The 12112-nt window shown below is 62.2% G+C and carries 12 protein-coding genes and 2 pseudogenes; 8 read left to right on the forward strand and 6 right to left on the reverse strand.

All coding sequences use genetic code 11. The features are described 5' to 3' along the window. Positions 1–83 precede the first annotated feature (83 nt). Positions 84–1211 carry a bifunctional diaminohydroxyphosphoribosylaminopyrimidine deaminase/5-amino-6-(5-phosphoribosylamino)uracil reductase RibD gene (gene ribD, locus VMP31_RS14665; protein WP_325508341.1) on the reverse strand — a complete coding sequence of 376 codons (1128 nt, stop codon included), beginning with the start codon at positions 1209–1211 and terminating at the stop codon, positions 84–86. Beyond that, the gene (gene nrdR, locus VMP31_RS14670; protein ID WP_325508343.1) at positions 1211–1675 is read right to left on the reverse strand and encodes a transcriptional regulator NrdR; all 465 of its coding nucleotides are present in this window, start codon (positions 1673–1675) and stop codon (positions 1211–1213) included. Before nrdR ends, ribD begins: the two co-directional genes overlap by 1 nt. Before the next feature lie 129 nt (positions 1676–1804). On the opposite strand from nrdR, the gene VMP31_RS14675 reads away from it, so the two are divergent. The 3 genes from VMP31_RS14675 to trxA all read left to right on the forward strand — a co-directional run bounded on the left by VMP31_RS14675 (position 1805) and on the right by trxA (position 3863). Then, the gene (locus tag VMP31_RS14675; RefSeq protein ID WP_325508345.1) at positions 1805–2248 is read left to right on the forward strand and encodes a YbaY family lipoprotein; all 444 of its coding nucleotides are present in this window, start codon (positions 1805–1807) and stop codon (positions 2246–2248) included. Beyond that, positions 2245–2901: a class I SAM-dependent methyltransferase gene (locus tag VMP31_RS14680; protein WP_325508347.1), complete on the forward strand. Its 657-nt coding sequence runs from the start codon at positions 2245–2247 to the stop codon at positions 2899–2901. The genes VMP31_RS14675 and VMP31_RS14680 overlap by 4 nt, the downstream gene beginning before the upstream one ends. Positions 2902–2990: 89 nt before the next feature. Then, on the forward strand, positions 2991–3863 hold the full coding sequence (gene trxA / locus VMP31_RS14685) for a thioredoxin (RefSeq protein WP_325508349.1): 873 nt from the start codon (positions 2991–2993) through the stop codon (positions 3861–3863). A gap of 39 nt (positions 3864–3902) precedes the next feature. On the opposite strand, the gene VMP31_RS14690 is transcribed toward trxA, so the two are convergent. Then, entirely contained in the window at positions 3903–4241 is a 339-nt protein-coding gene (locus tag VMP31_RS14690) for a hypothetical protein (protein WP_325508351.1), read from the reverse strand. A 125-nt stretch (positions 4242–4366) separates the two neighbouring features. On the opposite strand from VMP31_RS14690, the gene VMP31_RS14695 reads away from it, so the two are divergent. The 4 genes from VMP31_RS14695 to VMP31_RS14710 all read left to right on the forward strand — a co-directional run bounded on the left by VMP31_RS14695 (position 4367) and on the right by VMP31_RS14710 (position 7598). Continuing rightward, positions 4367–4957, forward strand: a complete 591-nt coding sequence (locus VMP31_RS14695) for a DUF2796 domain-containing protein (RefSeq protein WP_325508353.1) — start codon at positions 4367–4369, stop codon at positions 4955–4957. A gap of 118 nt (positions 4958–5075) precedes the next feature. Continuing rightward, positions 5076–5786, forward strand: a complete 711-nt coding sequence (locus tag VMP31_RS14700) for an ABC transporter ATP-binding protein (RefSeq protein WP_325508355.1) — start codon at positions 5076–5078, stop codon at positions 5784–5786. A gap of 2 nt (positions 5787–5788) precedes the next feature. Then, positions 5789–7054 carry an ABC transporter permease gene (locus tag VMP31_RS14705; RefSeq protein WP_325508357.1) on the forward strand — a complete coding sequence of 422 codons (1266 nt, stop codon included), beginning with the start codon at positions 5789–5791 and terminating at the stop codon, positions 7052–7054. Positions 7055–7064: 10 nt separating this feature from the next. Beyond that, complete coding sequence (locus tag VMP31_RS14710; RefSeq protein WP_325508359.1) at positions 7065–7598, forward strand: DUF3299 domain-containing protein; 534 nt, start codon at positions 7065–7067, stop codon at positions 7596–7598. Positions 7599–7934: 336 nt separating this feature from the next. Here the strand turns inward: VMP31_RS14710 and VMP31_RS14715 are convergent. The 3 genes and pseudogenes from VMP31_RS14715 to VMP31_RS14725 form a co-directional block, all read right to left on the reverse strand. Continuing rightward, positions 7935–8956: pseudogene (locus VMP31_RS14715) on the reverse strand (amino acid ABC transporter substrate-binding protein). Positions 8957–9058: 102 nt separating this feature from the next. Continuing rightward, positions 9059–10124, reverse strand: a pseudogene (locus tag VMP31_RS14720) (ornithine cyclodeaminase). A 110-nt stretch (positions 10125–10234) separates the two neighbouring features. After that, positions 10235–11266, reverse strand: a complete 1032-nt coding sequence (locus VMP31_RS14725) for a histone deacetylase family protein (RefSeq protein WP_325508360.1) — start codon at positions 11264–11266, stop codon at positions 10235–10237. 123 nt (positions 11267–11389) lie between these two features. On the opposite strand from VMP31_RS14725, the gene VMP31_RS14730 reads away from it, so the two are divergent. Next, positions 11390–11875, forward strand: a complete 486-nt coding sequence (locus VMP31_RS14730) for an Lrp/AsnC family transcriptional regulator (RefSeq protein ID WP_325508362.1) — start codon at positions 11390–11392, stop codon at positions 11873–11875. Positions 11876–12112 lie beyond the last annotated feature (237 nt).

Genomic DNA, 12112 nt, shown 5'->3' on the forward strand with positions numbered 1-12112 from the left:
AAATTGCCGACGCCCTGCATCGGCAAACGACAGGATGAATGGTGTGGCATTGCTAATGACTAGTCATCGCCAATGGCCGCCCATCAAACAGCCGGCTGCGGCACCGCGATAATCCGCCAGTCATCCCCGACCGCACGCATCTCGACAATTTTCAGCGCCGGCGCATCGACCATGCGCGTCAGCGGCAACTCCAGCAACGGCCGCGCACTGGAGCCGAGAAACTTCGGCGCGACGAACAGCTGGTACTCATCCACCAGCCCCAGGCGGGCAAAGGCCCCGGCCAGGCGCGGTCCGGCTTCCACCAGCACTTCATTGGCACCGAGCTGCGCCAACTCGGCCAGCAAGCGCTGCAGGTCAACTTGCCCACTGCTGCTGGGCAAGGCCAATAGTTCGTGCCCCTCGTTCAGATAGCGATCCCGGGCTTCGACGGCCGCACAGGTCGCACAGGTCGCCACCATGGAGGCACCAGCCTGGAAAAAGGCGGCATCCAGCGGTACCCGCAGACGTCCATCGACCAGTACCCGCAACGGTACACGACTGGCGGCCAGGGCCGTCTGCTCGGGGTCCAGGCCCAGTTCGTCGGGGCGCACGGTCAGACGCGCGGCGTCGGCCAGCACGGTATCGGCACCGGTCAGCACCACGCTGGAACGGGCGCGCAGGCGCTGCACTGCCGCCCGCGCCGCCGGCCCGGTAATCCACTGGCTTTCGCCGCTGGCCATGGCGGTACGGCCATCCAGGCTCATGGCCAGCTTGACCCGGACAAACGGCAGGCCCTGCTCCATACGCTTGATAAAGCCGACATTAAGTGCCCGCGCCTCGGCTTCCAGTACCCCACCCTGCACCGCGATCCCGGCCTGCATCAGGCGCAGCAGACCGTTGCCGCCGACCTGCGGATTGGGGTCCTGCATGGCCACCACCACCCGCGCCACCCCGGCCGCAATCAGCGCATCGGCGCAGGGCGGGGTGCGGCCATGGTGGCTACAGGGTTCCAGGGTGACGTAGGCGGTGGCACCGCGGGCCTGGTCGCCGGCCTGACGCAGAGCATGCACCTCGGCATGGGGCTCGCCAGCGCGAACATGCCAGCCCTCGCCGACGACGCAACCGTCGCGGACGATGACGCAGCCGACCCGGGGATTGGGATGGGTGGAATACAGGCCTTTACGGGCCAGCTCCAGGGCGCGGGCCATCAGGGCATGATCGCTGTTCATCATCAGCCCTGGGCGGGTTCGCGGGACAGGCGGTCGATTTCCTCGCGGAACTCGTTGAGGTCCTGAAAGCGTTTGTACACCGAGGCGAAACGGATATAGGCAACTTCGTCGAGTTTCTGCAGCTCGCCCATCACCAACTCACCCAGCACCAGCGACTTGATCTCGCGCTCGCCGGTGGCGCGCAGCTTGTGCTTGATATGGGCGATGGCCGCTTCCAGGCGCTCGATGCTCACCGGGCGCTTCTCCAGCGCGCGCTGCATGCCGGCACGCAGCTTGTCTTCATCGAAGGGCTGACGGCTGCCGTCCTGCTTGATCAGCCGCGGCATCACCAGCTCGGCGGTTTCAAAGGTGGTAAAGCGCTCGCCACAGGCCAGGCATTCGCGCCGACGGCGCACCTGCTCGCCCTCGGCAACCAGGCGCGAATCGATGACTTTGGTGTCGTTGGCAGCGCAAAAGGGGCAGTGCATAAATTAAAGCTAGCCTTAGGACGAAAGAAGCCATGTTAGCGCATCCCCCGGGCAAGACAAGCCGAGGGCTTTGCGGTATACAGGCGACCAATCAAACCAGCGGAGTTGATGCCCTCGATGAAAACCCCTATGCCATTACAACCGCTGATTCTACTGAGCCTGATCGCCCTGCTGACGGCCTGCGCCAGCGACAGCCCTCCGCCCGCAAAGCCCACCCCGCCCGCACCGGTTCAGGCCCCGGCCGAGGCAGCGCCACTGCCGGCCTATCAGCGCGAGCTGAGCGGCAGCCTGTTGAACGTGCCCAATGAGGCGGATGTCGAACTGGCCCTGCTGGCGGTCGACGAGCGCGGCCGGCCGCAGGCGCTGCTGGGCAATATCCAGTTGCGCGGCACCGGTAACCCGCTGGCGTTTCGCCTGCCATTCAACCCGGAGACCTTTAACAAGCACCCGCGCATCGAACTGCACGGCCGCGCCAACCAGGCCGGTCGGCTGATTCTGCGCCTGCCCGCGCAGCCGATTGCCCGCAGCGAAACCCAGGCCCTCGGAGAGTTGCGTCTGGTACCAGCACCATGACAGCACCGGCCGCCCTGCAGGCTGCCCTCAGCGAACTGCTGGGCGACGCCCAGCTCAGCGCGCAAACCCTGCCCGGCACCGCAATCAAGCTGTGGTTGATCGACCCGGCGAATATGGACCGCTGCTTCAGCCCGGAAGAAACCCGCTTGATCCTTGAAGAGCCGCCCTACTGGTGCTTCTGCTGGGCCAGCGGCCTGGTGCTGGCACGCTGGCTGGCCGAGCATCCCGAGTGGGTGCGCGGCAAGCGCGTGCTGGATTTCGGCGCTGGCTCCGGTGTGGCGGCGATTGCCGCAGCCAAGGCCGGCGCGCTGGAAGTGGTGGCCTGCGATCTTGACCCACTGGCGATTGCCTCCTGCCAGGCCAATGCCGCGCTCAATGATGTGGAGCTGAGTTACTCCGCAGACTTCTTCGCCGAGACTGACCGCTTCGACCTGATTATCGTCGCCGACGTGCTTTACGACCGAGCCAACCTGCCGCTGCTCGACCAGTTCCTCAGCCGTGGCCGCCAGGCGCTGGTGGCCGACTCTCGGGTACGCGACTTCCAGCACCCGTTGTACCAGCGTCTCGGCATATTGGAGGCCTGCACCTGGCCGGATCTAGCCGAGCCGGCGGAGTTTCGCCATGTCAGCCTGTATCACGCCGAGCGCGCCTGAATCACAGACTTGCATCCGCCACGCCGCGCCCATATTTATAGTTCATCGCACTTCAGCCCATTACAACTTGCGCCCAGCCGAGACCGACCATGAGCGACTCCCCTTACATCTTTGATATTGCAGGCAGCGCCAGCTTCGAACAGCTGGTGATCGAAAATTCGTTTCAGAAACCGGTGCTGGTGGACTTCTGGGCCGAATGGTGCGCGCCCTGCAAGGCGCTGATGCCGCTGCTGGCGCAGATTACCGAGGGTTATCAGGGCGAGCTGCTGCTGGCCAAGGTCAACTGCGATATCGAACAGGACATCGTCGCCCGCTTCGGCATCCGCAGCCTGCCCACCGTGGTGCTGTTCAAAAATGGCCAGCCAGTCGACGGTTTTGCCGGTGCGCAGACCGAAGCGGCGATCCGCGAGATGCTCAAGCCCCATGTCGCCGAACCGGCACCGGCCGCCGCCGACCCGATGGAAGCGGCCCAGGCACTGTTCAACGAAGGCCGCTTTGCCGACGCCGAAGCCGTGCTCAAGGTGCTGCTGACAGAGAACAACGAACACGCCGCGGCACTGATCCTCTACGCCCGCTGCCTGGCCGAACGTGGCGAGCTGGGCGAAGCCGAGGCAGTGCTGGGCGCGGTAAAAGGCGATGAACACAAACAGGCCCTGGCCGGTGCCCGCGCGCAACTGACCTTTCTGCGCCAGGCCGCCGACCTGCCCGATGTCGCCAGCCTGAAAACCCGCCTGGCGCAAAACGCCGAAGACGATGAAGCGAGCTACCAGCTGGCCATCCAGCAACTGGCGCGCCAGCACTACGAGCCGGCGCTCGACGCCCTGCTCAAGCTGTTTATCCGCAACCGCAGCTACGCCGACGGCCTGCCACACAAGACCCTGCTGCAAGTTTTCGATCTGCTGGGCAACGAGCATCCGCTGGTCACCGCCTATCGGCGCAAACTGTATCAGGCGATTTACTGATCGCAACAACCGTCGATGGGTAACCCCCATCGACGCGGTTTAGCCCACCCAGTGATAGATAGGCGCATCCACGCCCGTTTCCATGCGCACTTGGTCGCAATGACGCAGGCGCACCAGCAGGCGTTTGCCTGCCGCATCTCCACCCGCCAGCCCGGCCAGTTGCCCAAGCAACTGCGGCCCTTCGATCTGCCCGGCCTGGCGCAGCAGCTCCAGCGTGGTCTGCCACAAAGCATCATTAGCCACTGGCGCGGCAGCTGCTGCCGGCGCAGGTGCCGCCTCAAGGGGAATGTGCTGGGCCAGCTGCGCCCAATCCTGCGCATCCAGTTCAACCGTCAGGTCCACCGGCCAGGTGCCGATCTGCCCACGAATTCGCACCATCACTCTGCCCTCTCCTAATCAGCCGCCATGCTCCCACGTCCACAGCGGGTCGCCAAGGAAGGCTGGCCATGACCGCCATAAAGTTGTTATAACGTAACAAGTAATTATTCTGACCGGAGATCGCCATGCGCCGCCTGCTACTTGCCCTGCCTTTCGCCCTGCTGCCCCTCGCCGCCATTGCTGCTGAACACAGCCATGAACATGACGACCACGATCACGCCGAACACGGCAGCCTGGATGCCCATGAGCACGGCGCGGCGCAGCTCAATGTGGTGCTCGACGACAAGATGCTGCACCTGCAACTGGATAGCCCAGCGATGAACCTGGTGGGCTTCGAGCATGCAGCCAAAAGTGACGCCGACAAAGCCAAGGTCGCCGCCGCCCGCAGCCAGCTGGAACAGCCGCAGACGCTGTTCGGCCTGAACGCGGGCGACTGCAATATCAGCAAGCAGGAACTGCAAAGCCCGCTGTTCGCTGAACACGAGCATGAGCATGAGCATGAGCATGAGCATGAAGAGTCCCATGACAGCGAGCACAGCGATATCCACGCGCACTACAGCCTCGACTGTCAGAAACCTGAAGATTTGCAACAACTTGACCTGGGCGAGCTGTTCAAGCGCTTCCCCGCCACCGAGAAAATTCAGGTACAACTGATCGGTCCGAATGGCCAGCAGGGCCTGGAGCTGACGCCCGCACAGCCAACCCTGAGTTTCTGATTTGCCGGTTTAACGTAGGGTGGATGACGCTTCACCCATCCACCATTCAATTTTGTGGTGGATGAAAAGAGCGTCAGCTACGCGCCCCGACCCGCCCTACGCGCCAAACGAGTTCCCCATGAGTTCAGCCCTGATCCAACTGTCCAACCTCGGCTTTGCCTGGCCAGGCCAGCCCGAGCTGCTGGATATCGACAGCTTCACCCTGCAACGCGGCGAAAGCCTGTTTCTCAAAGGCCCCAGCGGCAGCGGTAAGACCACCTTGCTGGGCCTGCTCGGCGGCGTACAGAAGCCCAATCGCGGCAGCATTCAGCTGCTGGGGCAGGACCTAAGCACACTGTCCGCCAGCGCCCGCGACCGTTTTCGCGTCGACCACACCGGTTATATTTTCCAGCAGTTCAACCTGCTGCCGTTTCTCTCGGTACGCGAGAACGTCGAACTGCCCTGTCACTTCTCCAAACTACGCGCCAGCCGCGCGGTGCAGCGCCATGGCAGCGTGGCCAAGGCCACCAGCGCCCTGCTCGCCCACCTGGGTTTGCAGCAGCCGGAACTGCTGCAACGCCGCGCCGGTGACCTGTCGATCGGCCAGCAACAGCGCGTGGCCGCAGCCCGCGCGCTGATCGGCCAGCCGGAACTGGTGATCGCCGACGAACCGACCTCGGCCCTGGATGCCGACGCCCGCGAAGCCTTTCTCGAATTGCTGTTTGCCGAGTGCCGCGAGGCTGGCTCCAGCCTGCTGTTTGTCAGCCACGACCAGAGCCTGGCGCGGCTGTTTGACCGCGACCTGTCGCTCGCCGAGCTGAACAAAGCCACTCGTCTGGCGGAGATTTAACGATGTATCTACTGCGTCTCGCCCTGGCCAGCCTGGGCAACCGCCGCTTTACTGCGTGGCTGACGGTGTTCGCCATCGCGCTCTCGGTGTGTTTGTTGCTCGCGGTCGAGCGGGTGCGTACCGAGGCCCGCGCCAGCTTTGCCAACACCATCAGCGGCACCGACCTGATTGTCGGCGCGCGTTCGGGCAGCGTGAATCTGCTGCTGTACTCGGTGTTCCGCATCGGCAATGCCACCAACAATATTCGCTGGGAAAGCTTCGAGCAGTTTGCCAAGCATCGTCAGGTCAAATGGGCCATCCCGATCTCGTTGGGCGATTCGCACCGTGGCTACCGGGTAATGGGCACCAGCCCGGCGTACTTCGAACACTATCGCTATGCCCGCACCCAACAGCTGCAGCTGAGCAGCGGCCGCGCCTTTGCCGATGATCCGTTCGAGGTGGTGCTCGGCGCGGAGGTGGCCCAGGCCCTCAACTACCAGCTCGAGCAGGAACTGGTGCTGGCCCATGGCGTGGCCACCATCAGCCTGGTCAAACATGACGACAAACCGTTCAAGGTGGTCGGCATACTCAAACGCACCGGCACGCCGGTGGACCGCACCCTGCATATTTCCCTGGCCGGCATGGAAGCCCTGCACGTCGACTGGCAGAACGGTATGCCAGCCCGCGGCGCTGGCGTGGTCAGCGCCGACCAAGCCAGAAATATGGATTTGCAGCCGAAGCAGATCACTGCCTTTCTGCTGGGCCTGAACAGCAAGATCGCCACCTTTAGCCTGCAACGGGAGATCAACGAATTTCGCGGCGAGCCGTTGTTGGCAATTCTCCCTGGCGTTGCCCTGCAGGAGCTGTGGAGCCTGATGGGCACCGCCGAGAAAGCGCTGTTTGTGGTTTCACTGTTTGTCGTGCTGACCGGGCTGATCGGCATGCTTACGGCAATTCTCACCAGTCTTAACGAGCGCCGCCGGGAAATGGCGATTCTGCGCTCGGTGGGCGCGCGGCCCTGGCATATCGCCAGCCTGCTGATCGTCGAGGCCTTTGCCCTGGCCCTGGCCGGCGTGCTGCTCGGTTTGCTGTTGCTGTACCTGGGCATCGCCGGCTCGCAGGGCTATGTGCAGGCGCATTACGGCCTGTACCTGCCACTGAATCTGCCGAGCCGCTATGAGTGGACGCTGCTCGGCGCTATCCTGAGCGCCGCCCTGTTGATGGGCTGTGTACCGGCCTGGCGCGCGTACCGCCAATCCCTGGCCGATGGCTTATCGATCCGTTTATGAGGCTTTTTGCATGCACCGCTCCCTGCTCGCCACCCTGCTGTTCACCCTGGCCCTGCCTCTGGCGGCGGCCGAGGTGCGCGAGCTGACCTGGTCGGAAATGGTCCCGGCCGATGCGCCGCCGCAAGTCGTTGAACCGGCAGCGATCCACGACCTCTCACAGCTGGCCGACGCCCTCGCCGCCTCACAGGATGAAGCAGGCCCGGCGGCCATGCAGCAATCCCCCACCGCGCCGGTGGTGGAGGAGCTGAATGGCCAATCGGTAAAACTGCCGGGCTATATCGTGCCGCTGGATGTCACCGATGAAGGCCGGGTGACCGAGTTCCTGCTAGTGCCGTACTTCGGCGCGTGCATCCACGTGCCGCCACCGCCCTCGAATCAGATCGTCCACGTCACCAGCGAACTGGGCGTGCTGCTTGATGCGCTGTACCAGCCGTTCTGGATCGAAGGGTCGATGAAGGTCGAGCAGACCACCAGCGAGCTGGCCGAGGCTGGCTACCAGATGGAAGCCGAGAAAATTTACGCCTATGAGATGCCGGACAGCTGAAGCAGAGTCCGTCGCCCTGCTGCTGAGCCGCTTGGGCCACATCCAGGGCGCGGAATACACTCGGTTCGACGCTTTGTCCGGACGCCTGTACGCCAGCCGTCGTGCACAACATCAATAACAACCAACGCCGCCTCTCAGTGACCTCCCTAAAGGAGGAAGTACAGGGTTGCGTAGGTCCGCCCCTGAGATCCCCCGCGCTGGGTTTTCTTGCCCCAGGTGCGGCGGGGCTTAAGTTGATGACATTGGTGTACATAGGACCCCTCTTGGCCCCCATGCCCGCACTGGCGGGCATGGGGTTCATCTCATCAGAACGGTGCGAGACCCTAGCAAAGACGGTCAGCGCACCGGCGGCGCGTATTGCAGACCACCGTTGTTCCACAGGGCATTAAGGCCACGTTCGATCTTCAGCTCACTGCCGGTGCCGACGTTGCGCTCGAAGCTCTCGCCATAGTTGCCCACCTGCTTGACGATCTGCATAGCCCAGTCTTTCGGCAGTTTCAGGTCTTTGCCGAACTCACCTTCAGTGCCGAGTAAACGCGCAATGTCCGGATTCTTAGTGGTTTTGGCCAGTTCCTCGACGTTCTTCGAGGTGATGCCCAGCTCTTCGGCGTTCAACTGAGCGAACAGCGTCCACCGCACGATGCCGAACCACTCTTCGTCACCCTTGCCGGGCCGAGCGGCTCCTTGGAGATCACTTCCGGCAACACCATGTACTCCTGCGGCGCGCCCAGTTTGATGCGCTGTGCATAGAGTGCAGACTGATCGGCAGTCAGCACGTCGCAACGACCGGCCTCCATCGCCGAGGTGCTCTCATCGATGGCGTCATAGGTGATCGGGGTGTACTTCAGGCCATTGGCTCGAAAGTAGTCGGAGAGGTTCAGCTCGGTGGTGGTGCCGGCCAGAATGCAGATGGTGGCACCATCGAGTTCCTTGGCACTGGTGACGCCCAGCTTCTTGTTTACCAATAAACCCTGGCCGTCATAGTAGTTCACGCCGGTGAAGGTAATGCCCATAGCGTTATCACGGGAACTGGTCCAGGTGCTATTGCGCGCAAGGATGTCGATTTCACCAGACTGCAGTGCGGTGAAGCGCTCCTTGGCTGTCACCGGGCTGAATTTGACCTTGCTGGCATCACCGAATAGCGCGGCGGCCACGGCGCGGCAGACATCGACATCAAGCCCCAGATAGTTACCCTTCTCATCGGCATAGGAGAAACCTGCTAGGCCATCACTGATACCGCACTGCACGAAGCCTTTTTTCTTCACCGCATCCAGGGTTGTCCCCGCGTGGGCGAAGCTGCCGGTGCCGAGTACTGCTGCCGTAGCCAGTACAGCCAGGGTGGATTTCATCATCTTCATTAGTAAAGCCTCCAGTTGTTGTTGTGTTAGGCCACGGTATTGGCTTGAATAATCAAGCAGATGCGAAATTATTCGGGGGCTGCCCCTGCTCCTGCTGCGCTATCAGGCTATGCGCCGCACGGACTTACGAGCCTTGCTGGATCGGGTGTAGCGAAAGAGGTCTTTCGGGTCGTTGTTATCGTCATGCTCGCCCCAGGGAACTAGCTCGATGCCCATACCCAGGTTGCGCGCCTCGGCCTGCTCGTTGATGTAGCGCAGGACGGAGTAGTCCTCTAAGGCAAAACCCACCGAGTCGAAGATGGTGATCTGCTCGGTGCTGACACGCCCTGGAAGCTGGCCCGCTAATACGCGCCAAAGGTCGACCACCGGGAAGTCCGCGGGCATTTGCTGGATATCGCCCTCGATGCGTGTCTGTGGCTCGTACTCAACGAACACCTTGCCGGCCTTGAGTACGTCCGCATGCAGCTCGGTCTTCCCCGGACAATCCCCGCCGACTCCATTGATGTGCATGCCGGGCTCGATCATGTCGGGGGTGAGAATGGTCGCGTAGGCCTTGTCGGCGGTCACCGTGGTGACGATATCGGCGCCACGCACGGCTTCGTGCCGTGGAGTAGGCCCGGACGATCTTCAGCGACGGGTAGGCCGACAGATTACGAATGAGTTTTTCGGTGGCCAGTGGATCCACGTCATAGACCGCGATCTCCTCGATGCCCAAGTGATAGTGGAAGGCCAGCGCCTGGAATTCGCTCTGCGCACCGTTGCCGATGAGGGCCATGCGCCGGGAGTCGGGGCGGGCCAGGGCACGCGCCGCCATAAGCGAGGTGGCGCAGGTGCGCAGTGCGGTGGCGACGGTCAGCTCGGAGAGCAGCACCGGATAGCCGGTCTCGACATCGGCCAGGATGCCGAAGGCCATGACGGTGTAGAGGCCGCGCTGGGTGTTCTTGGGGTGGCCGTTGACGTACTTGAAGGCATAGCGCTGGGCGTTGGACACCGGCATCAGCTCGATGACACCGAGGTCGGAGTGGCTGGCGACGCGTGCCGATTTGTCGAACGAAGGCCAGTTGATAAAGTCATCGCGGATGGCACCGGCAAGGTCGCCGATAAACTGGGCGATACCGATGTCATGGACCAGTTGCGACATGGTCGGGACGTCTACGAAACGGGTCATGGGAACCTCCGTCAGTTTCAGGGATAGGTATGCGCAAAAGTGGCCACAAGGGAGGTAGTGAACCCTCGCGAGCGCCTAGCCTGCCGGGGTATTCATGTGGGCTGAATGGCTTAGCTGTTGCTTTCAAACCCTTGCAGGGTGTTCACCGCATTGATGCCGATTTCATCGACCATGTAGCCGCCCTCCATCACGAACAACGTGGGTATACGGGCACTGGCGATCTGCTCGCCCATGCGCAGAAAGTCCTCGCTGGTGAGGCGGAAATGGCTGATCGGATCGTCTTCGAAGGTGTCCACGCCCAGCGATACGACCAGAAATTCCGGCTGGTAGGCCACGACGCGATCCAAGGCATTCTTTAGCGCTTCGCGGTAGCAATCCCAGGTGGTGCCTTTCGCCAGCGGGTAGTTGGCGGTGAAACCCGTTCCCGGGCCGGTGCCTTGCTCGTGCGCGTACCCCGAGAAATAGGGGTAGGACACGTAGGGGTCGCCATGAATCGAGGCGAAGAAAACGTCCGACCGGTCATAGAAGATGTTCTGTGTGCCGTTGCCATGGTGGAAGTCGACATCGAGGACGGCCACACGCTTCGCGCCTCGGCTCAGGCAGCGCTCGGCGGCGATAGCGGCATTGTTCAAATAGCAGTAGCCGCCCATGTACTCGCGAGCGGCGTGGTGACCTGGCGGGCGACACAGGGCGAAGGCGCTAGGGGCGCCAGCAATGATCCGTTCCATGGCGGTCAGCGCGACGTTGGCGCTGCTGCGCACCGCTTCCCAGGTGCCAGGGGTAATCGGGGCTCCAGCGTCCATGGCATAGAAGCCGAGCTTGCCGTCGATGAAGCCAGGCTCCTGGTCGATGGCCAAGTCACGCACCGGCCATACGAGCGGCAGGGCGTCATGCGTTTTGCCGGTGGCGGCCCATTCTGTCCAGGCATTCTCGAGAAAGGTTACATAGCGCTCGCTGTGAGCGGCGACATAGCAGGAACGGTCGAATTCCTGCTCGGCGATGATCTCCCCCAGGCGCGTGCTTTGCACGCGAGCCAGCACGGTGTCGGCGCGTTGCGGATTTTCGAAGGAAGGCGTTATAGCCCCGTCTTTAAGCTCGGAGCCATGATGCAGGCGGTGCTTGGAACTGAAGACTGTCAGCACGCGAGTGTCCTTTTGTTGGAGATCTGATAAGGACAATTCTCGCGATGAAGTGCTGAAAATGCTTTGCTTTATGCTCGTGATTACCCGATCTTTTGGCAAAGATGTTCGTGAATGGTGGGGTTAATGGGCAAAAATATTGCTTCTGACAGGTTGGATGGGGTTGACCGGACTCTACTGCGCTTTCTGCAAGAGGACGGCACTCTGTCCAGTGCGGCGCTCGGAGAGCGGCTTTCGATGACGGTGACCCCATGCTGGCGGCGCCGTAAGCGCTTGGAGGATCTTGGGGTTATCAGGGACTATCAGGCCAATCTGGACCGGCGCAAGCTGGGGTTCGATGTGCTGGCGTTCGCCCAGGTTCGTTTTGGCAACCACTCGGCAAGCGCCCCTGATGACTTCGAGCAGGTAATCCTCGGGCTTCCGGAGGTTCTGTCCTGTCACAAGGTGACAGGGGAAGCAGACTATGTGTTGACGGTGCTGGCGACCGATCTTGAGAGCTATGGGCAATTCGTCGAGGATGTCTTGCGTAGACAGCCCGGTATTTCATCGATTCAGTCGAGTCTTGCCCTGCGGGAAATTAAGGCGGTTACGCGGATACCTGTACCGGTGTAGCTATCGCGGCCCTTTCGCGGGGGAAAAGACGCAGCGGTGTATGCCGAGCGTTGCTCGGGCGCAAGAGATTACGCACCACATAGCGCATGCCCGTCCGGGTCAACGTGTACGCCAAGGCGTTTTCCACATCCAGAACGTCAATGCCTATCACAGCCGATTGAAGAGTTGGATCGGCCACTTTCATCGCGTTGCCACGCGCCACCTGCCGAACTATCTTGGCTGGTGCCTCATGCTTGA

The organism is Pseudomonas sp. (assembly GCF_035512415.1).
Classification (GTDB): domain Bacteria; phylum Pseudomonadota; class Gammaproteobacteria; order Pseudomonadales; family Pseudomonadaceae; genus Aquipseudomonas.